This is a genomic window from Sodalis sp. (in: enterobacteria), assembly GCF_051710625.1.
Classification (GTDB): domain Bacteria; phylum Pseudomonadota; class Gammaproteobacteria; order Enterobacterales; family Enterobacteriaceae; genus JBPESN01.
Genome location: NZ_JBPESN010000002.1, coordinates 1 through 25,699, shown reverse-complemented (window position 1 = coordinate 25,699; position 25,699 = coordinate 1). Strand labels below are relative to the sequence as shown.

Below are 25,699 nucleotides of genomic sequence, written 5' to 3'. Positions count from 1 at the left end.
TCAAGGGGAGCACATGACGTATCAGCAAGCCGGCCGCCTAGCGGTGATTAAGCGGATTGCCGGGTGGGTAATCTTTATACCGGCAGTGATTTCGGCCTTTATTTCGGTGTTGAAATTCATTGAGCAACATAGCAGTCCTAATCAAGGCATCAATGCGGTCGTAAGCGACTTTTTTCATGTCATTATCGATATGATGCACTTTAATACGCTATTTCTGAATGCCTTTTGGCATAATTCGCCGCAGCCGGATTTCAGCCGCGGTCTTTTTGCCAGTCCCAATATAGTGTTTTGGGGGATTTGTATATTGGTTTTTATTGGCCTGGCGCTGCAGACGTCCGGTGCGCGTATGTCGCGGCAGGTAAAACATATTCACGAAGGTGTCGAAGATCAGATGGTGCTGGAGCAGGCCCGGGGCGACAGCGGCATCAGCCCCCCCAGCTTGAACAGCGCATTGTTATGCCGCGGCATACTATTTTTCTGCAGATTTTCCCGCTGTACATTTTGCCAGTGATTATTGTAGTAGTGGGTTATTTCGCCTTTAAACTCCTCGGCATGCTTTAATCGCCGGCGCCGGGGACGAGCACGCTGTCGAGCGCCGCTGCCGCCCTCGGGATATGCTCGCCACCGAATAAAATGGCGTCTTTCAAGCGGTAATAAAGTTGATAAACCGGTTGGCGACGCACGAAGCCTTTATCCAGCGGCCACACGCTTTGATAATCGTCGTAAATCTGCGGCGGCATCTGGCTAAATAACGGCAGCGTGGCCAAATCACATTCACGATCGCCCCAGTAGCTGGCGGGATCAAAAAGAAAACCGCCCTGATCGCTATTGGCGCAGTTATCCGGCCAGAGGTCGCCATGGAGCAAGAAAGGTTGGGGCTGATGATCGTGCAGCCGCTGTTCGACCCGGTCGATTAGCGTGTCAATATCGCCAAACACCAGCCCTTTTCCGCCGCCAACTGCAATTGCCAACCGGATGCGCTGTTCGGCAAAAAAACGCGACCAGCGGCGCTGCCAGGCGTTGGGTTACAGCAGCGTGGAAAGATCGTTGTCAAAATCCAGCCCAAATTGCGGTTGTTCGCTCCATTGGTGCAAACGGGCCAGCTGTTGCCCGAAACGCCAGGCGCCGTGGGCATCAAACGGGCGGGGCGGTAAATGTTCCAGCAGCAGGAAGCTCTGATCCCGGGCGCTGCCGACGCCATAGACCTGCGGCACGTGAACGGTGTTACTGCGCGCCAGTAGCGCGAGCTGATCCGCCTCATCGGCAAACTTTTGCAGGAGTTCGTGAGCGTCGCTTTTGACAAAAATGTGATGCAGGTTAGAAGTCACCAACGAAGAGAAAGGCAAATGGAGATCTAGACCCTATTCTTTGAAGTGAAATAGGTGTAAGATTTTTCTTAAAAATGCAAATCTAATGTGAGGTAATTATGGAAGGCTTCTACAAATGGACGCTGCCAAGTATCATACTAGTTAGTATGGCTTTCTGGGTTGCGGTCATCAGCGCGATGCTCTAATTCTTTCGCCGGCAGTTCCCAATTTCACGCAAACTTGTCTCGACGGGTTTGCTGTCCTTGGCGTTCGACACAATATTTTTACTTGACATGTCAAGTATTTTTTGACACTGTAATGAAACTTTCTCCCAGGCCCTGATTTTCCCCTGACCTAAGGCATCAAGCAACGCGCCAAGCCGCGTCCGCCGCGCGCGGCTTGGCGCGTGAACGAAAGGGAGATAAGTTATGCAAGGAAAGCAGAAAAGGGTCATGCCGCTACATTGGCGGGTTAAATTGGCCGCCATAACCTCGTACGATATCCAGGCTTCATCCCCCGCGCGGCCCCTCACGTTATTTCCCGTCAGAAGCGCATGCGCAACACCAGCCGCTCCTCTGCGCATCCCCACTGCCACCTAATGTTGGACGTGGGGACCGATGATAGCATGACCAGGCTCCGCGAAGCCCCTTGTGTAACCCTGGCGCGCGTGAGGCCGGCCGGCCGCGATGTCCTTGCCGTCCTGGGTACCGCTGCAGCGGCTAGCGGACGAGGTCGTCGGTTAGTGTGTGGATGAGCGCGCTATCACGAGATTAATGGCGCGATTGCAAAACAGGATCATCCGCCATGGCTGGGTGACAATGCGGGTAGTGGCGCCGCCACAAGATCTGCGCCAGGGGATATTAACGCTACGCCTTGTTCCCGGGCGCGTGCGGCAGCTACTGCTGGCGCCTGGGGCCGGCGCCGGGAGAAAGCGACATCCTCATCTACCGCCATCAGGCTCGCGTCTGGCAATGCGGCGTCTGGTTTGACAATGCGGGCAGTCACCACGCCGGCCGTTATCGCCGCGTGCTGCAACTGGCGCTGGGAAAGCTCGCCGAGCTGAGCGATCGCCTGTTAGTGACGCTTAGCCACGAGGTTGGTCTGCGCGACAGGCTGCAGGCCGGCGCTATCATGGGGCACTACTCGGTGCCCATCGGGTATTGGCTTTTGGGGCTCAGCGCCCGGGACGATCGTTCCCACCAATGGATCGCCTGTCAGCGGCGGCATTACCGTTACAGCGGCCATCAGCGTTCATGGAGTGGGCTTATACATCGCGATGGCCAAGCCAAAACCACCGTCTCCGGCGATTGGTGGGTAAGCGACAGCGACACCCGCCTCAATCAGAGGCCTTTGCGTCCGCAATCGCACCGGACCCACACCTGGCGGCTGGGGATCACCCATCGCCGCATCCTCCCTGGTGGTGCGCTGGAAGTGGCCGTTAATTATCGGCGGGGTACCCGCTGGGGCAGCGCTGGCGCCGCGGACCAGAGAATGCCCCGGTTTGCCGGCAAGACGAGGAAATGCGCCGACGGCCGGGCTAACGTCCGCCACGGTGCTAGAGAGTGGGGGCGAGGGGCCAGATAGGATAGGCTGGCGCTGAGCGCCAGCGCTCGCAGCGCGTTTGCCTTCGCCCGTCAGGCATTTACCCTCACTGCCGATTACCGATATCAGACCAGCGCCGCGTCGCAGTCCGTCAATGAGACCTTAGCCGCCGACGGGGAGTAGGCGCTGCGCGGCGTGGATGCCGGCATAGCGCTTTTCGCCCGACGCGGGTGGATGCTGCATCATACGCTGGCCTGGCGGCGCGCAGCGCCGGCGCAAGATTTATATCTGTCCTTGGACTACGGCGAGATGCGTGACGGTGCTGATACCGGTAAGCCTCGCTGGCGCCGCCGTGGGGGCGCGGCCAGTTACCACGGGCCAACCTGAGCTATGACGTTTTCGCTGGCTTGCCGCTTTCGACATCGGCGGCATGCGCGACGCCGGTCTTTCTAAGCTTTCGCCTGGTTTGGCATTATTGAGCGATATATCGCCTCGCAAATGGGGTAGTTAACCGGGACGGAACACGCTATGCAAAAAACGAGTGAACCTCTGGGCGCGTTGGCATCGCGCGCGTATCGCGCTCAACCGATCGATGAACAGACTGAAGCGGTGCGATACGCTGACCGGCCCGCGCCTGCAAGATTTGCTCTCAAACGGCCTGCATACCCAGCCGCCCATCGGCTTAGCCCACGATGGCCACCGGTCCGACGATTTCTCGGTTTTGCTTGGTTGCTGCTAGCGCCGCCGCTCTACGGCGGTATCATCGCTGATGGCGGCGCTCCCCCTCATCACCAGCCGGAAGTGCTTACCACAGCCAACGCGCTACCGCTGGTCAATATTTGCACCCCTGATCGGACCGGGATTTCTTACAATCAATTTCATTATTTCGATGTCGACGCACGTGGCGTCATTCTGAATAACGCGCGAACGGTGAGCCAGACCGAACTCGCCGGTCACGCAGACGCCAACCCGCAATTAACGCGGGAGGCGACGTTGATTATCAAAGAAGTTACCCAACCGCATCCCAGTCTGCTGGACTGATTCATAGAAGTGGCAGGCCAGCGCGCCGACGTCATTATCGCCAATTCGGCGGGGATAAGCTGCAGCGGCTGCAGCTTCATCAATGTCCGTGCCGGTACGCTCACCACCGGTCATCCCCACAGCGAAGAGGGCCAACTGTAAGGTTTTACCGTTTACGGGGGGGGATCGATATCGCCGGTAAGGGAATGCATGCAGCGACGACGGATGCGCCTCGGCTTATTGCCCATGCGGTGGCGGTCAACGCCAGATTACATAGCCAATCGCTTAACATTGTCAGCGGGCGCAATCGAGTGAATCTCGCGGGCGACGTGACGGGCACTTTCGCCGCTGCGCAGAGCGAAAAGCTGGCTTATGCACTGGACGCGGCGGCCCTGTGGGGGGGATGCATGCGCATAAAATCGTCATGGTGGGGACTGAACAAGGGGTTGGCGTACGCAATGCCGGCAAATGGGGCGCCAGCGCCGGCGAGCTGAGACTTAGCGTCGCCGGGCGACTGGAGAACTGCGGCAGCCTGCAAAGTTATGATACCCTGGCGCTCGCCGGCGAGGGGGAGTCATCAATGCAGGCCGCCTCATCACGCGCAGCAACGCCGTGCTTTCCGCCGCCGGGACCCTTTTTAACAGCGGCACCGTGCGCGCGGGGGCGACGTTACGTTGACCGCCAAACGCATCGACATGACGGGCGACAGCCTGCTGGTGGCCGGCAGTGACGCACAAGTCCAACTGACCCGTCCGGGCAATCTGGATGATGACCAGCCAAGGAGCATTGCTAGCGCAGGGGGCCAATCAGGCGACAGGCGCTTTGATGGTCTGGGGAAGCGAGGTGGATCTGGCCGGCAGCCGTACCTCTGGCACCGATATTATGTTATCGGCAAATCGGGGCGCCATCATGACTGAAGGTGCTGAGATAAGCGGCGGCAAAATTACCGCGCACGTCGCGACATTCTTGTCTAACAACAACGGCAGGTTAAGCGCTAATGCGTTAACGCTGACGGCGCATGAAATATTCAACCGGCTAGGCACCCCTGCAGCAGCGGGGAGCATCTGCTGCAGTTGAAGGTCCAGCAGATAAATAACCATCAAGGGCTGGTGCTCAACAACGGCGATACGCGCATCAAGGCAGCCTGGCTTGAGAACCGTGCAGGAAGGATTATCGTCCCCGGCGCCAATTTGTCGCTGCAAACCAAGATACTGGACAATCAAGATGGTACGATAAAGTTGCTGGGGAGCGGGAAAATGACAGTGGTCGCGGAGCGGTTAACGGCTATCAGGGCATCTTATGGTCTGCCGGCGCTATGACGCCTGCGGGTGAACAGCTCGAACTGTCGCAAAGCGTTACCCGCGCGCAATCGCTCTCGCTGACGGCCATTTATTTAGTGCGCCAAAAAGGCATTATGTGGCAACCCGGCACGGGTGAAATAAAGATGCTCGTCAGCGGCGAAGCGGACAATCGGGGGGGGGGAATGTGCACGCCGGCGCATTGTTATTGGTCAATACCGGCGCAGTGGATAATGCCACCGGTCGTATCATGACCGCGGGAATGGCCCGAATCGACAGCCGGGAATTTAACAATAGCGGCTGCTGCCTGCAGACAGACGGGGATCTGCATATCGATACCAACGACCAGCGGTTGACCAATATCTATAACAGTTACGCCGACATTTTGTCCGGGGGGAATTTGACGCTTAACGCCGGTGACATTAACAACGTGGCGGGTCACATCAGCGCCGCAGGGGAGTGCCGCGTGAACAGCGGCGCGCTGCTCAATGCCGGCGGACGCCTGCAGTCGGGGGATCACCTGCAATTGAATGCTCATGGCCAGAGGTTAAACAACGCGCACAGCCGTAACGCGGGCATTCTGAGCGGCGGCAATTTATGGCTGAATGCGGGGGAGATAGACAACACGTCCGGTCTTATGGCCGCTGCCGGCGAAACCCGGGTCAGCAGCGCCGTGCTTAACAATCTCGATGGCAGATTTATTTCCGGCCCGGGCCTGGTTCTGCTGTTGCCCTCGTTGAACCCCACAAGCGGCAGACCGGGTGGGGGCGCCAACGAGCCGAGTCAAGGCGTACACCCACCGCAAAAAAGGAAAACTCCAGGGTAAGAGCCCCCAGTTGCGGATGGCGCAAATGTTTCACACCGTTGCCGTCTGTCTGCACGTCTTCATCGCGCCACATGGCGGCAAATTCCGGACTGGACTGGCTTAATTCTGCCACCAGATGCTCTACTTTGGCATCTGCACCGGCACGGGACGCGTCCAGGCGAAATGAGGCCACTACCAGACGGGCCACGGATTGCCAATCTCCTTGCACCGTGCGCAAGCGCGGTTCACAAAACATCAAACGCAATATATTGCGCGCGGCGGGGGGCCAGTTGGTCATAATCGGTAAACGCCACGGGGCGGCGGCCTGATTTCAGGCGATGACGTCCCAGGTGGCGGTGCGTACGATGGCCGGGCTTGTCGGTAAGGACGTCCAGCACGTGCTGCAGGCGCGGCGTGATGGCATCGCAAGCGCGATAGCGCACCTCAGGCAGGTGACCGAGGCCGAGCAAAAACAGATGTTCACGCTCCGCTTCCGTCAGTCGCAACGCCTACGCGAGCCTGTCTAGCACCGCCGCCGAGGGTTTTTCGCCGCGCCCTTGTTCCAGCCAAGTGTACCAGGTGGCACTGATATGGGCGAGCTGCGCTATCTCTTCGCGGCGCAGCCCTAACCTACGCCGGCGGCCGGCGTCAAAACTGAAGGCGGCGGGATCAAGTTTGGTGTGTCGCTGGCGGAGATAGGCGCCAAGCACATTACCCTGGGGCATGGTCGCTTCCTGTTATTGATTATACCCGTATAAAGTCACTACTTTAACAGGATAATCACGCTGGCTACAATGCGTTCACGACAGTAATGGCGGAGATGACGCATGAAAGTATTTATTACGGGGGCGACCGGCTGGGTCAGCTCAGCGGTAGTCGCTGAGTTACTCAACTCGGGACATGAGGTAACGGGACTGGTTCGTTCGAGCGACAAGGCTGCGCCCTGGCATTGACCGGCACGCTCGATGATCTCGCACTATTTGTGCCACGCGGCTCAAGAGGCGGACGCGGTAATCCATACCGCGTTCAATCATGATTTTTCCCGCTTCGCTGAGAGTTCGTAGCAAGACCGTGTGGCGATCGAGGCTCTGGGTAGCGCATTGAAAGGGTCGAGGCGCCCGCTGTTGGTGACCGCCGGGCTGGAGCGCATCTCACGCCGGGGCGAATTTCCACGAAACAAGACGCAGCCCCCACCGACCCCCGCTACCCGCGCCAATTTGAGGCCGCCGCGATTGCATTGGCGGAGCAGGGGGTGCGGGCATGCATTGTGCGGCTGGCGGCGTCGGTTCACGGTAGCGGCGATCATGGCTTCATTGCCGCTTTGATCCATCTGGCGCGCGAGAAGGGGGGTATCCGCTTATCTTGGCGACGGCCAGAACCGCTGGGCCGCCGTCCACCGTTCGGACGCCACGCCCCTGTATCGACAGGTACTGGAGCAAGCCCGGCCCGAGCTGCTTTACCATGCGGTGGGCGATGAAAGCATCACCTGCAAAACCCTCGCCGGCGTTGATTGGCGAACAGCTGGGTCTGCCGGTCGCCTAGCGCGAACCTGAGCATTTCGGCTGGCTAGCCAATTTCCTCGGCGCGGATATGCCGGCATCCAGCGCACACACGCGTGCGGCACTGGGCTGGACCCCTACCGGTCCGGATTTGTTAACGGATCTGCGTCAGGGGCATTACTTCACGGGCTAAAACGGACCCGGGATCGGCATCAGGACCCATGCCGGAGGGAAACGGCGTTTGTGCCGCCGTTTTCCTTTACGGTGCCGAGCGCCTGTAGTATCCCTTTTCTCCAGCTGACCTGTAACACCCGTATTCCAGCCCTGATGCTCCACTCACGATCTGCCCTCCCGTTGCTAAGCCTCTCGTACCCCCTTGGGTAGTTAACCCTGTCATCGTGGCGTTGGAGAATATCTTGTCTGTCGGCGACGCCGGTTAATTAAGCGGGCGTGGCGACACAAGGATGTGGTCTTGCCGGATAAGTGATACCATAGCGCCGTAAGCGGCCTACCGTCTCTGCGGTGAGTGAGGAGTGAATCTGGTTGCGTACCAAACTAGCGATTGTTGGTTAGTTGGCAGCGGCATCAAAAGCCATGTACAAGAAAGATGAAACGTCAGTGATCTTGCGTATGGATCACCACTGCAATTTAAGGAAACCCGCATGCCCGTTATAACTCTCCTTGATGGCAGTCAGCGTCAGTTTGACCATCCCGTCTCTCCCCTTGATGTTGCCCGCGATATCGATCCTGGTCTGGCCAAAGCCTGCATTGCCGGCCGCGTTAACGGGGAATTGGTTGATGCCGTTGATGTCATTGAGCACGATGCCCAGCTTGCGATCATTACCGCCAAAGATGAGGCGGGGCTGGAAATTATTCGCCATTCCTGTGCGCACTTGCTCGGACACGCCATTAAACAACTGTGGCCGCAAACGAAAATGGCTATCGGTCCGGTTATCGATAAAGGCTTCTATTATGATGTCGATCTCGATCATACCTTGACGCAGGACGATCTCGACCTGCTGGAAAAGCGGATGCACAAACTGGCTGAAAAAGATTACGACGTTATCAAAGAAAAAGTCAGCTGGCAGCAGGCCCGCGATGCGTTTGTGGCGCGGGGCGAGGATTATAAAGTCGCTATTCTCGACGAAAATATCCGCCGCGATGATCGTCCCGGGCTTTATCATCATGAAGAATATGTCGACATGTGCCGCGGCCCGCACGTCCCCAACATGCGTTTCTGCCATCACTTCACCCTGCAAAAAACCTCCGGCGCTTACTGGCGCGGCGACAGCAAGAACAGAATGCTGCAGCGCATTTACGGTACCGCCTGGGGCGATAAAAAGCAGCTCAACACCTACCTGCAGCATCTGGAAGAAGCGGCAAAGCACGATCATCGTAAAATCGGTAAGCAGCTTGATTTGTATCACATGCAGGAAGAAGCACCGGGTATGGTGTTTTGGCACAACGACGGTTGGACCCTTTTCCGCGAACTGGAAACCTTTGTGCGTATGAAGCTCAAAGCTTATCAGTACCAGGAAGTGAAAGGGCCGTTCATGATGGACCGCGTCTTGTGGGAAAAGACCGGACACTGGGACAATTACGCCGAGCACATGTTCACCACGTCGTCAGAAAACCGGGAATACTGTATTAAACCGATGAATTGCCCGGGCCACGTGCAGATTTTCAATCAAGGTCTGAAGTCGTATCGCGATCTGCCGCTGCGGATGGCCGAATTCGGCAGTTGCCACCGCAGTGAGCCGTCGGGTTCGCTGCATGGACTCATGCGGGTGCGCGGCTTTACCCAGGACGATGCCCATATCTTTTGTACCGAAGACCAGGTGCGTGATGAAGTAAACAATTGCATCAAAATGGTGTATGATATGTACGGCACGTTTGGCTTCGAGAAAATCCTGGTCAAACTGTCTACCTGTCCGGAAAAGCGTATCGGCAGCGATGACGCCTGGGGCCGGGCGGAACAGGATCTAGCCGCCGCGCTGACGGAAAACGGTATTACCTTTGAATACCAGGCAGGCGAGGGGGCTTTTTACGGTCCCAAAATTGAATTTACACTTCTTGATTGCCTGGATCGTGCCTGGCAATGTGGTACGGTGCAGCTCGACTTCTCGCTACCCGGTCGTTTAAATGCCTTCTATGTCGGGGAAAATAACAAACGGGTGGTGCCGGTCATGATCCACCGTGCTATTCTGGGGTCAATGGAACGCTTCATTGGCATCCTGACGGAAGAGTATGCGGGTTTCTACCCGACCTGGCTGGCGCCGACACAGGTCGTCGTGATGAACATTACCGATAATCAGTCGGAATATGTCGCAAAACTGACGGAAAAACTGTCAGCGGCAGGGATTCGGGTGAAAGCAGACTTGAGAAATGAAAAAATAGGCTTTAAAATCCGCGAACATACTTTGCGGCGGGTGCCTTACATGCTGCTCTGCGGAGATAAAGAAGTGGAAGCAGGCAAGGTCGCTGTGCGTACACGCCGCGGTAAAGATTTGGGCAGCGTCGACGTTAACGAGATTATTACCAAGCTGCAGCACGAAATCCGCAGCCGTAATCTTCATCAACTGGAGGAATAAAGTATTAAAGGCGGAAAACGAGTTCAACCGGCGCGTCCCAATCGTCTTAACCAAGAAATTCACGCCGCAGAGGTTCGTCTGACGGGTATCGACGGCGAGCAGATTGGTATTGTCAGCCTGGATGAAGCGCTTGAAAAAGCTGAGAAAGCGGGCGTTGATTTAGTCGAAATCAGCCCCAATGCCGAGCCGCCGGTTTGCCGAATCATGGATTACGGCAAGTTCCTCTATGAGAAGAGCAAATCCACCAAAGAACAGAAGAAAAAGCAGAAAGTTATTCAGGTTAAAGAAATCAAATTCCGGCCTGGCACCGATGAAGGCGACTATCAGGTAAAACTACGCAACCTGGTTCGTTTTCTGGAAGACGGCGATAAAGCCAAAATCACCCTGCGGTTCCGCGGACGTGAAATGGCGCACCAGCAGATCGGCATCGAAGTGCTTAATCGCGTTCGCGACGATCTGAGTGAACTGGCGGTAGTGGAATCTTTCCCCTTCAAAATTGAAGGCCGCCAGATGATCATGGTGCTCGCACCCAAGAAGAAACAGTAAGGCCTGACAAGTAAGGCGCCGCCGAAGCGGCGCCTTCGCCTCACTGATTCATATTATTAACAATGCGGAGTAGAGATAAACTCATGCCAAAAATCAAGACAGTACGCGGTGCTGCAAAGCGCTTCAAGAAAACGGCTTCGGGCGGTTTCAAGCGTAAGCATGCTAACCTGCGTCATATTCTGACCAAAAAATCCACTAAGCGTAAGCGTCACCTGCGCCCGAAATCCATGGTTTCCAAAGGGGATCTGGGTTTGGTCGTTCGTTGTCTGCCCTACGCGTAAGCGTCATTTTTAATCGGCTTGAATAAGACTTTAGGAGAAAGCATATGGCTCGCGTAAAACGTGGTGTGGTAGCGCATGCACGTCACAAAAAAATCTTGAAACAAGCGAAAGGTTACTACGGTGCCCGTTCGCGCGTTTACCGTGTTGCCTTCCAGGCGGTTATCAAAGCAGGTCAGTACGCTTACCGTGACCGTCGTCAGAAAAAACGGCAGTTCCGTCAACTGTGGATCGCGCGTATCAACGCCGCGGCCCGTCAGAACAGTATTTCTTACAGCCGGTTCATCGATGGCCTGAAAAAGGCTTCCATTGAGATCGACCGTAAAATCCTGGCGGATATCGCTGTATTCGACAAAGTGGCTTTCGCCGCTCTGGCCGATAAAGCGAAAGGCACCCTGGCGTAAGCCGGTTAAAGAAGAGGGAGCCGGTCGCCCTCTTTTTTTTCGCATCAACGTCGGGCAGGATTTTAAGTTGTCAAAACACAGCGCCAACAAGGTAATGCAAGCATGAATGCTGCTATTTTTCGTTTCTTTTTTTACTTTAGCACCTGTATCCCGGGGGCTTGCGCGTAAGTCAAGAAACGAAAAATAGCGCTAAAGCCTCCCGGAGTGGAGGCTTTTTTATTGCTGCTAAGCGGGGCGCTCTGCCCGTTTTATACGGTCATCAGACCTCTCGCTCATTTACGGTTAAGCCATCTACGGCAGGAAGAAGAGGAAAGCAATGCCACATCTCGCAGATTTGGTTGTGCAGGCCAAAGCAGATATCGAACGGTCCCAGGATATAAAGGCGTTGGAGTTGGTCCGCGTCGAATATTTAGGCAAAAAAGGGCATTTTACCCAGCAAATGACGGCGCTGCGGGATCTGGCTCCGGACGCGCGGCCTGCGGCGGGTGCGGTAATCAATCAGGCCAAACAGGACGTGCAGCAGGCGCTGGCCGCGCGCAAAGCGACGCTGGGGGGCGCGGCGCTGGAGGCGCTGCTGGCGGCTGAAACGCTGGACGTCTCGCTGCCGGGGCGCCGCATGGAAAACGGCGGTCTGCATCCGGTATCCCGTACCATCGCGCGTATTGAACATTTCTTCGGCGAGTTGGGCTTTTCGGTGGCCACCGGGCCGGAAATCGAAGATGATTACCATAATTTCGACGCCCTAAATATCCCCGCCCATCACCCTGCACGTGCCGATCACGATACCTTCTGGTTTGACGCCACCCGGCTTTTGCGCACCCAGACCTCCGGCGTACAGATCCGTACCATGAAGGCGCAGCAGCCGCCGATTCGCATTATTGCGCCGGGGCGGGTGTACCGCAACGATTATGACCAGACCCATACGCCGATGTTCCATCAGATGGAGGGGCTGATTATCGATACCGATATCAGTTTTACCAACCTGAAGGGCACGCTGCATGATTTTCTGCACAATTTTTTTGAAGAAGACCTGCAGGTCCGTTTCCGCCCGTCTTATTTTCCGTTTACCGAACCCTCCGCTGAAGTGGACGTGATGGGGAAAAACGGTCGTTGGCTGGAAGTGCTGGGCTGCGGCATGGTGCATCCGAATGTCCTGCGCAATGTCGGCATCGATCCGGAAATTTACTCCGGCTTCGCTTTCGGCATGGGCATGGAGCGGTTGACGATGCTTCATTACGGTGTCACGGATTTGCGCGCATTCTTTGAAAACGATCTGCGTTTTCTTAAACAATTTAAATAAGGGCGAGATTAACACATGAAATTCAGTGAACTTTGGCTGCGTGAATGGGTGAATCCGGCCATTGACAGCAAGGCGCTGGCGGATCAGATCACCATGTCCGGCCTGGAAGTGGACGATGTGGAACCGGTCGCAGGCCGGTTTACCGGCGTGGTGGTCGGTCGGGTGGTAGAGTGCCGTCAGCATCCCAACGCCGACAAATTGCGCATTACCAAGGTGGATGTCGGCGGCGAGCGGCTGCTGGATATCGTCTGCGGCGCCCCCAATTGCTTCGCCGATCTGCGGGTGGCGGTGGCCATGCTCGGTGCTGTGCTGCCGGGCGACTTCAAAATCAAAGCCGCCAAATTGCGCGGCGAGCCGTCGGAAGGCATGCTGTGCTCGTTCTCCGAATTAGGCATTACCGGCGACCATGACGGCATCATTGAACTGCCTGTCGACGCGCCTATCGGCCAGGATATCCGCGGTTATTTGCAGCTCGACGATAACACCATCGATATCAGCGTGACGCCGAACCGCGCCGATTGCCTGGGGTTACTGGGGATCGCCCGCGATGTGGCGGTGCGCAATCGCCTGCCGCTGCACATGCCGGCCATCGAGAGGGTGGCGCCGAAAATTAGCGATACGCTGCCTATCCGCGTTGATGCGGTCGAGGCCTGCACGCGGTATTTGGGCCGGGTGGTGAAAAATATCAATATCGGCGCGGCGACGCCGCTATGGATGAAGGAGAAACTGCGCCGCTGTGGACTGCGCTCGGTGGACGCCGTGGTGGATATTACCAACTTTGTGCTGCTGGAGCTGGGGCAGCCGATGCATGCTTTCGATCGCGCGCGCATCGAAGGGGGTATCGTGGTGCGTCATGCCAGGCAGGATGAGAGGTTGACCCTGCTCGACTGCAGCGAGGTGACGCTTTCGCCCGATACGCTGGTGATTGCCGACCATGGCCGGGCGCTGGCAATGGCGGGGATTTTCGGCGGCGCCGCGTCCGGTATCAGCCTGACCACCCGCGACGTAGTGCTGGAATGCGCCTTTTTCAATCCGTTGGCCATCACCGGCCGCGCCCGCCGCTACGGGCTGCACACCGATGCATCGCACCGCTATGAACGCGGCGTGGATCCGGCGCTGCAGCCGCGCGCCATGGAGCGGGCGACCGCGCTGCTGGTAACCATCTGCGGCGGCCAGCCGGGCCCGGTTATCGGTGTGACCTCCGCATCCGCTCTACCGCAGCCAGCCACGATCACGCTGCGTCGCAAAACCCTGGATCGTTTGATTGGCCATGTTATCTCGGACGAGGACGTGAGCGATATTCTGACCCGTCTGGGCTGCCAGGTCATCCGTACAGCGGAGGGCTGGCAGGCCGTGGCGCCGAGCTGGCGTTTTGATATGGCTATCGAAGAAGATTTGATAGAAGAGATCGCGCGGGTGTACGGCTACGACGCGATTCCCAATGTGCCGGTGCGCGCCAATCTGGTGATGCCGCACCACCGCGAAGCGGCGCTGCCGCTGGCGCGGGTCAAAACGTTGCTGGTGGACCGCGGCTATCAAGAAGCGATCACCTATAGTTTTGTCGACCCCAAAACCCAGGCGCTGCTGCATCCTCAGCAGGCGCCGCTGGTGCTGCCCAGCCCGATTTCTCAGGATATGTCCGCGATGCGTTTGTCACTCTGGACCGGACTTCTTGGCGCCGTGGTCTATAATCAGAATCGACAGCAGCAGCGAGTCCGCCTGTTTGAGAGCGGTTTGCGCTTTGTTCCTGATAACGCAGCCGACCTGGGAATTCGTCAGGATCTTATGCTGGCCGGAGTTATTGCCGGTCCGCGGTCCGATGAACATTGGGATCAGCCTCGCCAGCCGGTAGATTTTTACGACGCCAAAGGCGATCTTGAGGCAATACTTGAGCTTACCGGCAAATTAAACGATATTGAGTTCAGAGCACAACGGCATCCCGCGCTGCATCCGGGGCAGAGCGCCGCAATTTATCTTAACAATGAAGCCATTGGATTCATTGGCGTTATTTATCCCGAGCTTGAAGCGAAACTGAATTTAAATGGCCGTACGCTGGTGTTTGAACTACTCTGGGAGAAGGTTGCCGAGCGTAAAGTGCCTGAAGTAAATGACATTTCCCGCTTTCCCGCTAATCGCCGCGACATCGCCGTGGTGGTGGCTGATGGCGTCGCCGCAGCAGATATTATCGCGGAGTGTAAAAAAGTTGGCGCAAATCAGTTAGTTGGCGTAACCTTGTTTGACGTGTACCGGGGTAGGGGCGTAGCGGAAGGTTTTAAGAGTCTGGCTATCAGCCTGATCTTACAGGATACCACCCGTACACTAGAAGAAGAGGAGATTGCCGCGACCGTTGCGAAATGCGTGGCGGCACTAAAGCAGCGATTCCAAGCATCCTTGAGGGATTAAACTTATGGCGCTTACTAAAGCTGAAATGTCAGAATATCTGTTTGAAAAGCTTGGGCTGAGCAAACGGGATGCCAAAGAAATTGTGGAACTGTTTTTTGAAGAAGTGCGCCGGGCGTTGGAAAATGGCGAGCAGGTAAAATTATCAGGCTTCGGTAATTTTGATTTGCGCGACAAAAATCAGCGGCCAGGACGCAATCCAAAAACGGGCAAAGATATTCCCATTACCGCCCGCCGGGTGGTGACGTTCCGCCCGGGACAGAAGCTGAAAAGCCGTGTCGAGAATGCCTCACCAAAAGAGTGAGGCAGACGCAGGAAGGGCGCGGGTGCTGCTCCTTTCGCTACCTCGCTTTGGCGAGCAGCGTGCTGACAGAGTCCTGGCTTTATGGCCGGGACTTTGATTTCATTCTGACTGACTGACTGGATTCAGCTTGTCATCGCCTTGTCGATGACCAGCAGGCATATTGCTTCCGTTTGCGCTGGTCGATATAGCGGCGCGAGCCGCCATAGGCGGTCCTGTCTCGTGCGCCCGTAAGCGCAATGCCCACAGTTGAACCCCTTTCCCCCTCGCTATTGCAAGGTCTCCCAGCCCAGCGGCGCCGGGATCGTCGCGGCAAACTTACTCATGTGCGCCAGCGGAATTCCCCAAAATGGTGTGGCCTTAGGGCGGCGGCAATCCCCGCAGGGCGGGCAACGGTTAGCCAACAATGTCAGAATTGGGTAAAGAAACGGTAAGCGCTGTGCAAATCAGACACTGTCTGATAGTGAGCGCCTCACGCCATTGTTATAACCGCCTCAATGTCGTCCTGAAAGGTCCTCATATGAATCAAAAAACACGGCTGTTAATGCTGGCGCTGATGCTACCGGCGGGGAGCGCGCTGGCGGGGGTCGCCGTGGAAATCATCCCCCCCCCCCGGCATGGTGTTGCACGTCGGAGACCGGGACCGCCGCCGCCACATTTTTACCGTCCGCCGCCCGTTCATTATTCCCGCCGGCCCGCGCAAACCGCCGCCGCATTAAGACTGCAACACAGGCTTTCCGCCATGCTTTCCAATCCGGGCCGCACCGCCCGGTTTTTTTATGTCTGCTACCCGGGCCGAACCACGCGGGTTTTTTATGTCCGCTAACCGGACCGTGCCCCTGGGCGCTTACAGTGCTGTCACTTTTAATAAGATAACGTTAGGATAGGTGCATAATGGGCCGGTTCTATGCTGCGCCGGGGTAATTATCAGGACAAGGAGTGATGGTATAATGACCGCCTCAGGCGATCCGGGCTACCCCCGTTTGCTGAAAAGGCAACAGCGGTTGGACCGGCGCCGGGTAAGCCTGCTCGTGCTGCTGCTGTTGGTGGCGTTGGCCTTTAGTCTCAGCGCCGGCGAAATCTGGCTGTAGCCTGATCGTTGGCTGAGCGATGAGGCACGGCTGTTTATCTGGCAGTTGCGCTTGCCGCGCACGCTGGCCGTTCTGGTCGTCGGCGCGGCGCGGCGCTGGCGCTGGCGGGGGCGGTTATGCAGGGCATTTTCGACAATCCGCTGGCGGCGCCGGGGCTGCTCTGCGTCGCCAATAACGACGGTATGACATTAACGCTGGCGGTGCTGTTAGGCGGCGGCCGGTTGCCGGTGTGGATGTTGGGATTCAGCGGGGTGGACTGGCGCGATAAATGGCTGATGTTGCCGCTGCTGCCCTTTCTGGCCTGGCTGTGCACCTGCGGTCGGGTCATAAATCTGCTGGCGCTGGGCGACGTGGCCGCACGGCAATTGGGATTGCCGGTCTATTTCTGGCGTCCCGGCTTTGTGCTGGCTGGCGTTCGGCTGGATGGTCGGGATCAGCGTCGCGCTGGCCGACGCCGGCTGCGTAACACGACGCGACAGCAAGGAGAGGAATGATGCACAAAACACTTCATACGTTGCCGCTGAAGTCGCTGGCGGGGGGATATCACCACGCTGGAAACCTACCGCGGTTCGGTGTTGTTGGTGGTCAATGTCGCCTCCCAATGTGGTCTTACCGACCAGTATACGGGGTTGGAACGCCTTTACCAAACCTGGCGACATCAGGGGTTCGAGGTGTTGGGGTTCCCGTCGAACGAATTTGCTGGTCAAGAGCCGGGTAGCGATGAGGACATCCTGGCCTTTTGTTGCGGGAACTTCGGGGTGCAATTTCCCATGTTCAGTAAAATTCACGTTAACGGCAAGCGCCGCCACCTCTTGTACCGCGAGATGATCGCGGCCTGTCCTGAGACCAGGCCGGCGCCACAGGGGACACTTTATGCGCGGTTAACCACAAAAGGATTAACGCCGACTTAGTAAGTACGATGTGTTGTGGAACTTTGAGAAGTTTCTCGTCGGCCGCGACGGGGGCGTGCTGGCCCGATTTGCACCTGACGTGACGCTGGAAGACGTGCTTTTGCAGGACGCGCTGCAACGGGCGCTGGCGCAATAGATAATGGCGTTGACGGCCCCTCGTCCCGCTGGTTGCTCTGCGCCCGCGACATCGCGGCCCCGGAGCGTTTGCGATCGCTGTCCCAACAGCGCGGGGAAAAGCACGCTGCTCGCTTGTCTGGCCGCTCTGCAGCCCTTTCGCGGCGAGTGGCAGCGGGTACGGCTGGCGGCGGTCATGCTGCAGGTCTGGCCGACGCTCAATACCGACGCCCGCCTGTTGTTGCTGGATGAACCTGCGGACAGCCTGGATATCGCGCAGCAGGTTGCGCTGGGTCAACTGATTGCCCTGTTGACTACGGCGGGACTGAAGGTGCTGATGTGCGCGCACGATCTTAATCATACCCTGGCGCATGCCGACGAGGTCTGGCTGATGGCGCAGGGTGAACTGGCGGCGGCCCCTGCCGCCGCCGAGGTGATGACGCCCGAACACTTGACAAACGTGTTCAACGTCGCGTTCAGCCTGGTGTCGGCCGGCGACCGCCGCTGGCTGGTGTCGCGTCAGAGAGTGAAACAACAATGAAAAGGATCGCTGTTCTACTGTTGGGGCTGGTGCTGTTGTTGACCGGCTGTAGCCACCATGCGCCACCGCCGGATCCGCGTTTGTCCGACTCGATCATGGTCATCGCCAAGCTTAACGACCAGCCGAAGCAATGGTACGGCACACCTTATCGTTACGGCGGCCTGAGCCCGAGCGGGCTTGACTGCTCCGGTTTCGTCTACCTCACCTTCCGCGACCGTTTCGCTATTATGCTGCCGCGCACGACCGAGGCGTAGACCGATATCGGTAGCCTGGCGGATCGCGATGAGCGGCTGCCTGGCGATCTGGTGTTTTTCAAAACCGGCAGCGGTTGCTATGGCCTGCATGTCGGTATTTATGATACCGACAACACCTTTATTCACGCCTCCACCAGCCGCGGGGTGATCCGCTCGTCCTTGGAAAACAGCTATTGGCGTAAAGCCTATTGGCAGGCGCGGCGTATCTGACGGCACCGTGCCGGGAGAAAACATGTCTTCATTGCGATTACTGTTATCGGATTCCCACGATCCCTGGTTCCATCTGGCGCTGGAAAAGTGCATTTTCCGTCGAATGCCGGCCAGTCAGCGGGTACTGTTTCTCTGGCGCAACGCACAAACCGTGGTGATCGGTCGCGCGCAAAACCCCTGGAAAGAGTGCAATACCTGGCGTATGGAACGCGATGGCATCCGTCTGGCCCGTCGCAGCAGCCGTGGCGGTGGCCGGATCAGTGTTTCATGACTTGGGCAACACGTGTTTCACCTTTATGGCCGGCAGGCCGGGCTATGACAGAAGCATTTCCAGCGCCATCATGTTGGACGGTCTGCGGCGGCTTGGGATTGAAGCCCGCGCCTCGGGGCGCAATGATTTGGTGATAGCGACGCCCGACGGCGAACGCAAAATCAGCGGTTTCGCCTACCACCAGACCGCCGATCGTGGTTTTCATCGTGGCACGGTATTGCTGCATGCCGATCTGAGCCGCCTGGCGCACTACCTGAATCCCGATTGAAAAAATTACAGGCGAAGGGGATTACCTCGGTGCGCTCGCGGGTGGCGAACGTGGCCGAACGGGTGCCGGGCATCGATCATGCGCGGCTGTGTCATAGCGTACAGCAGGCGTTTTTTGCCCATCGATGGCGAGTCGGCGGTGCCGGAGCGTATCTCACCGCAGCAGATCCCTGATTTGCCCGGGTTTGCCGAGCAGTTTCGCCGACAAAGCAGCTGGGAATGGAATTTTGGCGCCGCGCCGGCTTTCAGTCACCTGCTTGACACCCGTTTTGCCTGGGGAGGGGGGGAATACATTTTGACGTCGAGCGCGGCGCCATAAGCCGCCGCCGGATTTTTACCGACAGTCTGAATCCCGCGCGGCTGTGGAAGCTCTGGCGAAACGGCTGCCGGGCGTGGACTGCTACCGGCCGGCGGCTATTGCGGCGTGTTGCAGGCAATTGACTGCGCTGTGGCCGGAAGAGCAGGCGTCGCTGACGGCGGTGGCAGACCGGCTCGCGGCCAGCCTGCGTTGAACGCGTGGCTTTGCCGTCCGGCGTTGAACCTTGGCGGCCGGAGGCGGAAAACCGGCCGCTTGAGGCCCCGGCTATACTGAGGGCAGGAGGGCCCATACCACATTATCCCCAATTTAGCAGCAGTTATCATCGTTGCCTGCCCGGCTTTTACAGTGAACTGGCGCCCACGCCGCTCACCGGCGCGCGGCTGCTTTACCACAATGCCGAGCTGGCGCAGGAAATGGCGCTCGATCCGGCGCTGTTTACCGGCCAGGAGGCTGGCGTTTGGGCCGGCGAGCGCCTGCTGCCGGGTATGCAGCCGCTGGCGCAAGTGTACAGCGGGCATCAATTTGGCGTCTGGGCCGGCCGACTGGGGGATGGCCGCGGCATTCTACTCGGCGAGCAGACGTTGGCGGTGGGCAAAAGCGTCGACTGGCATTTGAAGGGGGCTGGACTGACGACCTATTCGTGCATGGGCGACGGTCGCGCGGTACTGCGCGCGGTGGTACGCGAATTTCTCGCCTCGGAAGCGCTGCACCATCTCGGTATCGCTACCACCCGCGCGCTCACCATCGTTACCAGCGAGGAGCCAGTGTGGCGCGAGCAGCCTGAGCCGGGCGCAATGATGATGCGTATTGCCGACAGCCATGTGCGCTTTGGCTATTTTGAGCATTTTTATTACCTGCGCCAGCAGGACAACGTCACCCGATTAGCGGATTACGTCATCAAACGGCATTGGCCCGCGTTGGTCGGCGTCGACGGCCGTTATCGGCTGTTGTGGTTATCTGATGTGGTGACGCGCACCGCGCGGATGATCGCCCGCTGGCAGGCCTGCGGCTTTGCCCACGGCGTGATGAACACCGACAATATGTCGATCCTCCTTCTGACGATCGATTATGGCCCTTATGGTTTTCTCGATGCCTAGCAGCTAAACTTTATCTGCAATCACTCTGATTATCAGGGGCGCTACGCGTTTGATAATCAGCCGGCGGTGGCACTCTGGAATCTTAACCGGCTGGCGCAGGCGCTTGCGGGCCTGATGCCGGTGGCGGACTTGCAGGCCGCGCTGGCAGAGTACGAACCGGCGCTGATGGCGGCTTTTGGCGAACAGATGCGCGCCAAACTGGGGTTAACCCAAGCAGACACGCAGGATAATGCGCTGTTGACGGATTTATTACAGCTGATGGCGCGGGAGGGGGTCGATTATACCCGGACTTTTCGCGCGCTCCCCCTGACAGAATGGCAGGATCCGCACACGCCGCTACGGGACGATTTCGTCGATCGGGCGGCGTTTGACGATTGGTTCAGCCGCTACCGGCGGCGGTTGGCGCAAGAGGGGCGCGCTGATGACGTGCGGCGCTAGGCGATGCTGGCGGTCAACCCGCGCATTGTTGTGCTGCGTAACTACCTGGGCCCAGCAGGCGATTAGCGAGGCGGAAAAAGGGGAAACAGGCGAACTGGCGCGGCTGCATCAGGCTCTGCGTGACCCCTGCCGCGACGGCCTCGGCCAGGATGATTTCGCCGCGCCGCCACCCGACTGGGGACGTCATCTGGCCATCTCCTGCTCCAGTTGAGCGCGTCTTATTATCACTCCCGCTTCGCCTCAGGGGCATCACGCGGCCGTCCCTCTCACGGCGGCACGATGGCGGCGCCCGCCGTTCACTTCAGCGACGGTGTTTTTCGCTATAGTGGCGAATAACTATCCAGGCGTCGCTGCCGGCAGCGCCGGTCAAATCCATAATGCTGAAACGTAATTCGTAGCGGGACCCGTCTAGCCCCGGCAGCAGCGGCAGGCAAAACAGGTCCTGACGGCGTTGATCCGCTTGCCATTGCACAAAAACCGCCGTATGGCGGGTATCGCCCACCAACGTAACAATCAGCAGCGGGAAATGATGCTTCAATAAGCCCAATGCGGCCAGACTCACTCGATGGGCAATAATAGCCGACTCTGCGGAGTGTTGCCCCGGGGCATAGGCGACGAGTGTGTTATCGGCGGTGCGCGTAAGGGTGAATAGCGGCTGGCGGAGACCGTCGCTGTTTTTGTACATCACGGCAAAGAAAGTGACGTCACCGCGAAAGGAAAGCGCACAATCCAGCCGATAGGTAGAATGAGTTTGCGGCGGGTAATTTTTTTCGCCGACAGCATCGCGCGGGATCCGCCGTCATTACTGGCATATAGGCATAGCAGGTTGGTTCTTTCCCGGGCGCTGGCGATTTGGGTATACATCAGCAAACGACGCTGCTTAAGCTGATACAGGCAGTGGTTGATACAATCCTCGGACGGATAGCTTTGCTGGACAATGTCAACTCAAAAATAGTGTACAATCCCGGCCCGGGATGCCGCTGATGCCCAGTGTAACGGTCTTAAGATGTTTGCCGGTAGCGGGCGGGATGATACCGCGGCAGACCCGTGGGTGGAAGCACCAGCGGTAGCGTCTGTACTGCCGTTAGCGTTTGCACGGCCTTCAGCCGTTGCGCCAGCGCCGTAGATGAAGACGGTAACGGCGGCAGAAGGGGAACGTCAGCGCGTTCAGCGAAACGCCATAGGAAAGGCTGGTTTGCATGGATAAACCTCGCGGAATAGAAGCGAAAACGTTTGCCCGGGTACGCCGGTGAGAAAGCCTGTTGATGGGTCGACATTAAAGTCTACGCGTGTTTACCCTTTAAAAAAAGGGGTTATCCGTGCTGAAATGAGGGCGTGATGGTCGCCTGCACACGGGCGCGCGGGGGGACGGACAATCGGGTCAGCGAGCCACCGCCTAATCAGGCGTTTGTGCCATAAAACAATGTTGTGGTACAGCAATTTGGTAAACCCGAGGCCAGGGCCAGACATGAAACGGCGGACGCCGTCGCGGCAACAATGAGGCTGCAGACCAGCAGGCTATACCCTATCCGGCCGGGCCGCCATAGCCGACTAGAAGCGGCAATCCACTGCGTCGTTCAGCAGCGCCAGCAGGCGCTCGCTGTCTTCCCAGTCAAGACAGGCATCGGTAATGGATTGACCGTAGGTCAACGGCGTGGCGGCACGCAGGATCTGATTACCCGCTACCAGATTACTTTCAACCATTACCCCTACCACCTGCCGGCTGCCGTCACGCAATTGTTGAGCAACAGAATGCGCGACGTCCCATTGACGGCGATACTGTTTCTGGCTGTTGCCGTGGCTGAAATCCACCAGCAAATGCGCCGGCAGCCCGAACGATGCCAACTGCGCACAGGCATCGGCGATCGCCTGCGGCTGATAATTAGGCAATTTGCCGCCGCGCATAATAATATGCCCATAGGGATTGCCGCCGGTCTGATATATCGTCATCTGACCTTGTTTGTCCGGGGAGAGAAAGAGATGGGACGCGCGGGTGGCGCGAATGGCGTCAATGGCGATTTGGATATTGCCGTCCGTGCCGTTCTTGAAGCCGACCGGGCAGGAGAGCGCGGAGGCCATCTCGCGATGGATCTGGCTTTCGGTCGTGCGCGCGCCGATAGCGCCCCAGCTAATCAGATCGGCAATATATTGGCCGGTGACCATATCTAGGAATTCCGTTGCGGTCGGTAGGCCCGATTCGTTGACAGCCAGCAAGAGCCGCCGGGCGATCTCCAAACCGTCATTCACGCGAAAACTGCCGTCTAGCCCCGGATCGGCAATCAACCCTTTCCAACCCACCACGGTGCGCGGCTTTTCAAAATAGGTGCGCATGACAATTTCCAGTCGGTCCTGGTACTTGACGCGCCGCGGATTAAGCCGGCGCGCATAATCCAGCGCCGCATCGGTATCGTGGATGGAGCAGGGGCCGATTATCACCAGCAAACGGGGGTCATCGCCGTGTAAAATACGTTCAATACGCTGGCGCACCCGCAATACATTATCGGCCATCGCCGCGCTTAGCGGCAAGGCGGCGGCCAGCGCGGCGGGAGCAACTAATCGGTCGATGCGCCGCGTGCGCAATTCATCTGTCTTTTGCATGCTTATCTCTAAAATGGGGGACTCACCGCGGTAGAGTTACCGGGAATCGATGCTGCTCACGATACCCCAACCGGCGCTGAATTCAACCTTGCCCGGCAAAATTTGCTAATACATGCGCCGCCTCATCCCCAACACATCCATAATTTTCGCCGCGATTTTCTCCACGGAGTGATTGGTGGAGTTGAGATAGCGGATGTTATTATTGCGAAATAGCGATTTCACTTCATTAATTGCCATCCGGCACTGGCGCAGCGAGGCGTAGCGGCTGTCGCTCAGGCGCTCGTCGCGGATAGCAGCCAGGCGCTCGGGGTCGATGGTCAGACCAAACAGTTTAAGTTGATGGGCTTTCAGCGCCGCGGGCAGCGAAAGATTATCCATATCGTCAGCGATGAAAGGGTAATTGGCGGCGCGGATACCGTATTGCATCGCTAAATACAAACTGGTGGGCTTCTTACCGCAGCGCGACACGCCGAGCAAAATAATTTGCGCCTGATCCAAATTGCGCAGCGAAATACCGTCGTCGTGGGCGAGGGTATAATTAATAGCGGCGATACGCGCATCGTACTTGCTTAAATTAGTGGCGGTAAGACCGTGGGTCCGGTGCGCCACCGGATCTGGCGCGATGCCCAATTCCTGCTGGAGCGGCCCCACCAGCGCTTGTACCACATCCTGACAAAAGCCGGCGCTCTCCTCGATAATGTGCTGGACCGCCGGGCTGACAATCGAATAAAACACCAGCGGCCGGACGCCGCTTTGTTGATAAAGCGCATTAATCTGCTCCCGTACCGCGCGTGCGGGTTTCACTCTCGACGAATGGCAGAGAGTACAGGGCGGTCGTGAGTGAGAATTGCGACAAAACCGAGTGCCCCACCACCTCGGCGGTGATGGGGGTACCATCAGAAATAAAAAATACGCATCTTTCCATCGACGACTCCTTTGCCGGAATACGGCTTAGTCTTAATTTGGGCGCTGGCACGATTCATATTGGGCGAGCGCATAGAGGATTATGCTAACGTCAAAGTAGGCTTTTTGCCTGTCGTCACCACAGCGACACGATGTCCGTGCCCATGTTTAAAAAGGATGACCCAGATGCCGCAAAATGACAATGTTGCCGAAAATGTACTGTGGTATAACCAGCTTGGTATGCATGATGTGGACCGGGTAGGCGGGAAAAACGCCTCGCTCGGTGAGATGATTACCCATTTGTCCGCCGTGGGCGTGTCGGTGCCCAATGGTTTTGCTACTACTGCCCAGGCATTCAACGAATTTCTCAATCAAAGTAGGATCAATCAACGGATTTACCAACTGCTGGACCAGACCGATATTGATGACGTCGCTGCCCTCAGTAAGGCCGGCAGCCAGATCCGCCAATGGATTATCGATACCCCGTTCCAGCCCGGCCTGGAAGCCGACATTACCGCCTGCTACCAATAATTGTCCGCCGATGATGCCGATGCCTCGTTTGCCGTACGTTCGTCGGCCACCGCGGAGGATATGCCCGACGCGTCCTTTGCCGGTCAGCAGGAAACCTTCCTCAATGTGCAGGGCATTGATGCGGTAATGATCGCTATCAAGCATGTTTATGCCTCGCTGTTCAACGACCGGGCCATTTCCTATCGTGCGCATCAAGGCTACGATCACCGCGGCGTGGCCCTCTCAGCGGGCGTGCAGCGCATGGTCCGCGCCGACGAGGCCGCCTCGGGCGTCATGTTCACTGAATCAGGCATCAGGTGGTCTTTATCACGGCCGCCTACGGGCTTGGCGAAATGGTAGTGCAGGGCGCGGTCAATCCCGATGAGTTTTACGTCTACAAACCGACGTTGGCCAGCGGCCGACCTGCCGTGGTGCGGCGCAATATTGTAGTGGTCAACTAAAACTAGCCACCGCGTTAGCGTTTTTCCAGTATCTATTTTCTGATTTGTTTAGTGGCAACCCACCGTTATATTCATGCGGCCTGAGTGCGTTGTAATATCCCACGATATAGTCGGTAATTTCATGAGCTGCTTCGCTGAAGCTTATTTAGCCCGTTACCGGTATCCACTCGTTTTTCAGACTTCTGAAGAAGCGCTCCATCGGACTGTTATCCCAGCAGTTACCACGCCGACTCATGCTTTGTTTGATCTGGTAACGCCACAGCAACTGTCGGAACTGCCTGCTCGTATAGTGGCTGCCCTGATCGCTGTGGAACATCACTCCGGCTGGTTTACCACGCGTTTCCCATGCCATTTCCAGTGCTTTGATGGTCAGTCTGCTGTCCGGGGAGAACGATATAGCCCAGCCCACCGGTTTCCTCGCGA

At 57.5% G+C, this 25,699-nt stretch carries 20 protein-coding genes, 13 pseudogenes and 1 other annotated feature; of the genes and pseudogenes, 24 read left to right on the top strand and 9 right to left on the bottom strand.

The window, feature by feature from the left end:
- Positions 1–85: 85 nt before the first annotated feature.
- Positions 86–561, top strand: a pseudogene (locus ACTBDU_RS01065) (YniB family protein).
- On the opposite strand, the pseudogene ACTBDU_RS01060 reads toward ACTBDU_RS01065, so the two are convergent.
- Positions 558–1,328, bottom strand: a pseudogene (locus ACTBDU_RS01060) (fructosamine kinase family protein). The pseudogenes ACTBDU_RS01065 and ACTBDU_RS01060 overlap by 4 nt on opposite strands.
- 752 nt (positions 1,329–2,080) lie before the next feature.
- Here ACTBDU_RS01060 and ACTBDU_RS01055 point away from each other — a divergent pair.
- From ACTBDU_RS01055 to ACTBDU_RS01025, 7 genes and pseudogenes are all read left to right on the top strand, one after another.
- Positions 2,081–2,131: pseudogene (locus ACTBDU_RS01055) on the top strand (hypothetical protein); the annotation flags it as partial.
- A gap of 49 nt (positions 2,132–2,180) precedes the next feature.
- Positions 2,181–2,891: a ShlB/FhaC/HecB family hemolysin secretion/activation protein gene (locus ACTBDU_RS01050; protein ID WP_438805241.1), complete on the top strand. Its 711-nt coding sequence runs from the start codon at positions 2,181–2,183 to the stop codon at positions 2,889–2,891.
- A gap of 486 nt (positions 2,892–3,377) precedes the next feature.
- Positions 3,378–4,031, top strand: a pseudogene (locus ACTBDU_RS01045) (filamentous hemagglutinin N-terminal domain-containing protein).
- 512 nt (positions 4,032–4,543) lie between these two features.
- On the top strand, positions 4,544–4,786 hold the full coding sequence (locus ACTBDU_RS01040) for a hypothetical protein (RefSeq protein ID WP_438805240.1): 243 nt from the start codon (positions 4,544–4,546) through the stop codon (positions 4,784–4,786).
- A gap of 156 nt (positions 4,787–4,942) precedes the next feature.
- Complete coding sequence (locus ACTBDU_RS01035) at positions 4,943–5,188, top strand: hypothetical protein (protein ID WP_438805239.1); 246 nt, start codon at positions 4,943–4,945, stop codon at positions 5,186–5,188.
- Positions 5,185–5,421 carry a hypothetical protein gene (locus ACTBDU_RS01030; RefSeq protein ID WP_438805238.1) on the top strand — a complete coding sequence of 79 codons (237 nt, stop codon included), beginning with the start codon at positions 5,185–5,187 and terminating at the stop codon, positions 5,419–5,421. Before ACTBDU_RS01035 ends, ACTBDU_RS01030 begins: the two co-directional genes overlap by 4 nt.
- Positions 5,418–5,993, top strand: a complete 576-nt coding sequence (locus ACTBDU_RS01025; RefSeq protein ID WP_438805237.1) for a hypothetical protein — start codon at positions 5,418–5,420, stop codon at positions 5,991–5,993. Before ACTBDU_RS01030 ends, ACTBDU_RS01025 begins: the two co-directional genes overlap by 4 nt.
- A 31-nt stretch (positions 5,994–6,024) precedes the next feature.
- Here the strand turns inward: ACTBDU_RS01025 and ACTBDU_RS01020 are convergent.
- The 3 genes and pseudogenes from ACTBDU_RS01020 to ACTBDU_RS01010 all read right to left on the bottom strand — a co-directional run.
- Positions 6,025–6,228: pseudogene (locus ACTBDU_RS01020) on the bottom strand (MmyB family transcriptional regulator); the annotation flags it as partial.
- The gene (locus ACTBDU_RS01015) at positions 6,218–6,478 is read right to left on the bottom strand and encodes a hypothetical protein (protein ID WP_438805236.1); all 261 of its coding nucleotides are present in this window, start codon (positions 6,476–6,478) and stop codon (positions 6,218–6,220) included. The pseudogene ACTBDU_RS01020 and the gene ACTBDU_RS01015, both read right to left, overlap by 11 nt.
- 3 nt (positions 6,479–6,481) lie before the next feature.
- The gene (locus ACTBDU_RS01010; protein WP_438805235.1) at positions 6,482–6,697 is read right to left on the bottom strand and encodes a helix-turn-helix domain-containing protein; all 216 of its coding nucleotides are present in this window, start codon (positions 6,695–6,697) and stop codon (positions 6,482–6,484) included.
- 102 nt (positions 6,698–6,799) lie between these two features.
- Between ACTBDU_RS01010 and ACTBDU_RS01005 the strand changes: the two genes are divergently transcribed.
- The 15 genes and pseudogenes from ACTBDU_RS01005 to ACTBDU_RS00935 all read left to right on the top strand — a co-directional run bounded on the left by ACTBDU_RS01005 (position 6,800) and on the right by ACTBDU_RS00935 (position 21,015).
- The gene (locus tag ACTBDU_RS01005) at positions 6,800–6,925 is read left to right on the top strand and encodes an NAD-dependent epimerase/dehydratase family protein (protein ID WP_438805234.1); all 126 of its coding nucleotides are present in this window, start codon (positions 6,800–6,802) and stop codon (positions 6,923–6,925) included.
- A 1,208-nt stretch (positions 6,926–8,133) separates the two neighbouring features.
- Complete coding sequence (gene thrS, locus ACTBDU_RS01000) at positions 8,134–10,062, top strand: threonine--tRNA ligase (protein WP_438805233.1); 1,929 nt, start codon at positions 8,134–8,136, stop codon at positions 10,060–10,062.
- A gap of 3 nt (positions 10,063–10,065) precedes the next feature.
- Complete coding sequence (gene infC / locus ACTBDU_RS00995) at positions 10,066–10,608, top strand: translation initiation factor IF-3 (protein ID WP_438805309.1); 543 nt, start codon at positions 10,066–10,068, stop codon at positions 10,606–10,608.
- 83 nt (positions 10,609–10,691) lie between these two features.
- Positions 10,692–10,889 carry a 50S ribosomal protein L35 gene (gene rpmI / locus ACTBDU_RS00990; protein WP_011411240.1) on the top strand — a complete coding sequence of 66 codons (198 nt, stop codon included), beginning with the start codon at positions 10,692–10,694 and terminating at the stop codon, positions 10,887–10,889.
- Positions 10,890–10,933: 44 nt separating this feature from the next.
- Positions 10,934–11,290 carry a 50S ribosomal protein L20 gene (gene rplT / locus ACTBDU_RS00985; RefSeq protein WP_438805232.1) on the top strand — a complete coding sequence of 119 codons (357 nt, stop codon included), beginning with the start codon at positions 10,934–10,936 and terminating at the stop codon, positions 11,288–11,290.
- Positions 11,291–11,387: 97 nt separating this feature from the next.
- Positions 11,388–11,511 (top strand) — a sequence feature (Phe leader region).
- Positions 11,393–11,458 carry a pheST operon leader peptide PheM gene (gene pheM, locus ACTBDU_RS00980; RefSeq protein WP_174249733.1) on the top strand — a complete coding sequence of 22 codons (66 nt, stop codon included), beginning with the start codon at positions 11,393–11,395 and terminating at the stop codon, positions 11,456–11,458. Its footprint overlaps the feature before it by 66 nt.
- A 95-nt stretch (positions 11,512–11,606) precedes the next feature.
- Complete coding sequence (pheS, locus tag ACTBDU_RS00975; protein WP_438805231.1) at positions 11,607–12,590, top strand: phenylalanine--tRNA ligase subunit alpha; 984 nt, start codon at positions 11,607–11,609, stop codon at positions 12,588–12,590.
- A 15-nt stretch (positions 12,591–12,605) separates the two neighbouring features.
- Positions 12,606–14,993, top strand: a complete 2,388-nt coding sequence (gene pheT, locus ACTBDU_RS00970; protein ID WP_438805230.1) for a phenylalanine--tRNA ligase subunit beta — start codon at positions 12,606–12,608, stop codon at positions 14,991–14,993.
- 4 nt (positions 14,994–14,997) lie between these two features.
- Positions 14,998–15,294: an integration host factor subunit alpha gene (ihfA, locus tag ACTBDU_RS00965; protein WP_438805229.1), complete on the top strand. Its 297-nt coding sequence runs from the start codon at positions 14,998–15,000 to the stop codon at positions 15,292–15,294.
- A 947-nt stretch (positions 15,295–16,241) separates the two neighbouring features.
- Positions 16,242–16,832 (top strand): annotated as a pseudogene (locus tag ACTBDU_RS00960) (iron chelate uptake ABC transporter family permease subunit); the annotation flags it as partial.
- A gap of 43 nt (positions 16,833–16,875) precedes the next feature.
- Positions 16,876–17,429, top strand: a pseudogene (btuE, locus tag ACTBDU_RS00955) (glutathione peroxidase).
- Between the two features lie 3 nt (positions 17,430–17,432).
- On the top strand, positions 17,433–17,948 hold the full coding sequence (locus ACTBDU_RS00950) for a hypothetical protein (protein WP_438805228.1): 516 nt from the start codon (positions 17,433–17,435) through the stop codon (positions 17,946–17,948).
- Positions 17,945–18,412 (top strand): annotated as a pseudogene (locus tag ACTBDU_RS00945) (C40 family peptidase). Before ACTBDU_RS00950 ends, ACTBDU_RS00945 begins: the two are co-directional and overlap by 4 nt.
- 22 nt (positions 18,413–18,434) lie before the next feature.
- Positions 18,435–19,462, top strand: a pseudogene (locus tag ACTBDU_RS00940) (lipoate--protein ligase).
- A gap of 94 nt (positions 19,463–19,556) precedes the next feature.
- Positions 19,557–21,015: pseudogene (locus tag ACTBDU_RS00935) on the top strand (protein adenylyltransferase SelO).
- Between the two features lie 90 nt (positions 21,016–21,105).
- On the opposite strand, the gene ACTBDU_RS00930 reads toward ACTBDU_RS00935, so the two are convergent.
- The 4 genes and pseudogenes from ACTBDU_RS00930 to ppsR all read right to left on the bottom strand — a co-directional run bounded on the left by ACTBDU_RS00930 (position 21,106) and on the right by ppsR (position 24,327).
- A complete protein-coding gene (locus ACTBDU_RS00930; RefSeq protein ID WP_438805227.1) occupies positions 21,106–21,492 on the bottom strand; it encodes a hypothetical protein in 387 nt (128 codons plus the stop codon).
- Positions 21,489–21,668: a hypothetical protein gene (locus ACTBDU_RS00925; protein WP_438805226.1), complete on the bottom strand. Its 180-nt coding sequence runs from the start codon at positions 21,666–21,668 to the stop codon at positions 21,489–21,491. The genes ACTBDU_RS00930 and ACTBDU_RS00925 overlap by 4 nt, the downstream gene beginning before the upstream one ends.
- A gap of 687 nt (positions 21,669–22,355) precedes the next feature.
- Positions 22,356–23,402 carry a 3-deoxy-7-phosphoheptulonate synthase gene (locus tag ACTBDU_RS00920; RefSeq protein WP_438805225.1) on the bottom strand — a complete coding sequence of 349 codons (1,047 nt, stop codon included), beginning with the start codon at positions 23,400–23,402 and terminating at the stop codon, positions 22,356–22,358.
- Between the two features lie 105 nt (positions 23,403–23,507).
- Positions 23,508–24,327: pseudogene (ppsR, locus tag ACTBDU_RS00915) on the bottom strand (posphoenolpyruvate synthetase regulatory kinase/phosphorylase PpsR).
- A gap of 164 nt (positions 24,328–24,491) precedes the next feature.
- On the opposite strand from ppsR, the pseudogene ACTBDU_RS00910 reads away from it, so the two are divergent.
- Positions 24,492–25,261, top strand: a pseudogene (locus tag ACTBDU_RS00910) (PEP/pyruvate-binding domain-containing protein); the annotation flags it as partial.
- A 7-nt stretch (positions 25,262–25,268) separates the two neighbouring features.
- Here ACTBDU_RS00910 and ACTBDU_RS00905 read toward each other — a convergent pair.
- Positions 25,269–25,699, bottom strand: a pseudogene (locus tag ACTBDU_RS00905) (DDE-type integrase/transposase/recombinase); the annotation flags it as partial.

Coding starts and splice junctions, on each gene's coding strand:
- ACTBDU_RS01030 (WP_438805238.1), top strand. CDS start 5,185: ATGACGCCTGCGGGTGAACAGCTCGAACTGTCGCAAAGCGTTACCCGC.
- ACTBDU_RS01025 (WP_438805237.1), top strand. CDS start 5,418: ATGACCGCGGGAATGGCCCGAATCGACAGCCGGGAATTTAACAATAGC.
- ACTBDU_RS01010 (WP_438805235.1), bottom strand. CDS start 6,697: ATGCCCCAGGGTAATGTGCTTGGCGCCTATCTCCGCCAGCGACACACC.
- ACTBDU_RS01005 (WP_438805234.1), top strand. CDS start 6,800: ATGAAAGTATTTATTACGGGGGCGACCGGCTGGGTCAGCTCAGCGGTA.
- thrS (WP_438805233.1), top strand. CDS start 8,134: ATGCCCGTTATAACTCTCCTTGATGGCAGTCAGCGTCAGTTTGACCAT.
- rpmI (WP_011411240.1), top strand. CDS start 10,692: ATGCCAAAAATCAAGACAGTACGCGGTGCTGCAAAGCGCTTCAAGAAA.
- rplT (WP_438805232.1), top strand. CDS start 10,934: ATGGCTCGCGTAAAACGTGGTGTGGTAGCGCATGCACGTCACAAAAAA.
- pheS (WP_438805231.1), top strand. CDS start 11,607: ATGCCACATCTCGCAGATTTGGTTGTGCAGGCCAAAGCAGATATCGAA.
- pheT (WP_438805230.1), top strand. CDS start 12,606: ATGAAATTCAGTGAACTTTGGCTGCGTGAATGGGTGAATCCGGCCATT.
- ihfA (WP_438805229.1), top strand. CDS start 14,998: ATGGCGCTTACTAAAGCTGAAATGTCAGAATATCTGTTTGAAAAGCTT.
- ACTBDU_RS00950 (WP_438805228.1), top strand. CDS start 17,433: ATGGCGTTGACGGCCCCTCGTCCCGCTGGTTGCTCTGCGCCCGCGACA.
- ACTBDU_RS00925 (WP_438805226.1), bottom strand. CDS start 21,668: ATGTATACCCAAATCGCCAGCGCCCGGGAAAGAACCAACCTGCTATGC.
- ACTBDU_RS00920 (WP_438805225.1), bottom strand. CDS start 23,402: ATGCAAAAGACAGATGAATTGCGCACGCGGCGCATCGACCGATTAGTT.